Here is a 1,260-nt window from a genome sequence, read left to right as displayed (position 1 = left end):
AAACTCTAACCCCTGATGAGCCAGAGCCTCCCTTCTCGAAAAGCTTGATCTGTCTCAAATTATCTGACGACGGACACAGAGCTGACATTTTCCCTTGATGCCAGGGCATGCTCAAATAGGAGGGAACGCCGGTCTCTCCGCACGCAAGATCACTGCAGCAGCAGGCACGTCGGCGTTTCTTGACGATCGATAATGCGTAAACGCTTGGCTAGTCGCCAGCAACACCGCGGCAAAGACAACAACCAAGACAAGTTGAAGCATATCTTCCATCGCCATCGCACCGGATTCGCCTGGCGATAGAACGAAATCAGCAATGCCTCCGTTCCCGCATGTCGGGAAAAAGATGCAGTCGAGTTCGACTTGGGACGCTCGTGCCTCGTGTAAGAAGGGTCTCAGCAAAGTGGAAGCTGAGGCCCAGAGGTCGACGGCTGGCTGGGCCGTTCGAATTGGCGCGGTTAGGACGCGCTCGTAAGGCACTGTACGCCGGGCCGTTCCTATCTCTTGCGCGCGAGCCGCTTCTCCACCCGCTTGCGGCTGTTGCCAACCTTCTTCACTGCCTTCTTCACGGCGGCGGCCGATTTACGGGTCTTCTTGGATTCGTAGTTGACTTCGTGCCGCTGTCGGCCGGCGATCCATCGCAAGGCGATGCCGGTGATCCTGACGACGGACGAGGAGCGCGACGTCTGGCTGCGCGCGCCATGGGATGTGGCCAAGGCGCTCCAACGGCCGCTGCCTGACGACGCCCTGAAGATCATCATGCGCGGCCCCGATAAGGAAGACAGGCTGGCCGCATGAAGTACGTCGACGAGCCCCTACGCCGACCCGGAGGAAGCGAACTGGCGCATGCTATCGAGCCGGTGCAGGAGCACCTACATGAAGATCACGCCTGAAGGCGCCGAGCTGTTTGCCTAATCGGCATAGGAACGAAAGCCCCGCTGGGGGCGTTCACGCGTTCATCATGCCGCGCTACTTCTTTCATATTTCGAACGGCCATCCCTTCCGAGACCCGAAAGGTGAGGAACTGCGGGATGACAACGCTGCTTGGGAGCAGGCGCTAAGAACCGTGCGTGATATCGAGTCGTCGCTCGACCTTGATGGATCGCCCGAGTGGTCGATTGAGGTCAAAAGGGGCCATAGTTCAATCTTTCGAATCGATGTGTCCGCTAGAAGGATTGAATCCAATCAGCCCTAGGCCGTGTGGACAGTTACCTTATCCAGAGCAGAGTGGCGGCAATGGCGACGACGGCGAAGTAGTTTCGC

General features: G+C 58.3%; 2 protein-coding genes and 1 pseudogene. 2 read left to right on the top strand and 1 reads right to left on the bottom strand.

Annotated features, from left to right (window positions below; genetic code table 11):
* Positions 1-494: 494 nt before the first annotated feature.
* Positions 495-656 (bottom strand): DUF3606 domain-containing protein, encoded by a 162-nt coding sequence (locus tag AAFX91_RS41765; protein ID WP_282531612.1) that lies wholly within the window; start codon positions 654-656, stop codon positions 495-497.
* Here AAFX91_RS41765 and AAFX91_RS41760 point away from each other — a divergent pair.
* Together AAFX91_RS41760 and AAFX91_RS41755 are read left to right on the top strand one after the other, a co-directional pair.
* Positions 631-795 (top strand): annotated as a pseudogene (locus AAFX91_RS41760) (SOS response-associated peptidase); the annotation flags it as partial. The gene AAFX91_RS41765 and the pseudogene AAFX91_RS41760 overlap by 26 nt on opposite strands.
* Before the next feature lie 163 nt (positions 796-958).
* Complete coding sequence (locus AAFX91_RS41755; RefSeq protein ID WP_394570356.1) at positions 959-1,192, top strand: DUF6894 family protein; 234 nt, start codon at positions 959-961, stop codon at positions 1,190-1,192.
* Positions 1,193-1,260 lie beyond the last annotated feature (68 nt).

It is taken from the genome of Bradyrhizobium sp. 31Argb, assembly GCF_043638955.1.
In the GTDB taxonomy this organism is placed as follows: Bacteria; Pseudomonadota; Alphaproteobacteria; order Rhizobiales; family Xanthobacteraceae; genus Bradyrhizobium.
This window is presented reverse-complemented; position numbering and strand designations above follow the sequence as displayed.

Bases quoted from the DNA above. Each gene is read 5' to 3' on its own strand.
- AAFX91_RS41755 (WP_394570356.1), top strand. From the start codon at position 959: ATGCCGCGCTACTTCTTTCATATTTCGAACGGCCATCCCTTCCGAGAC.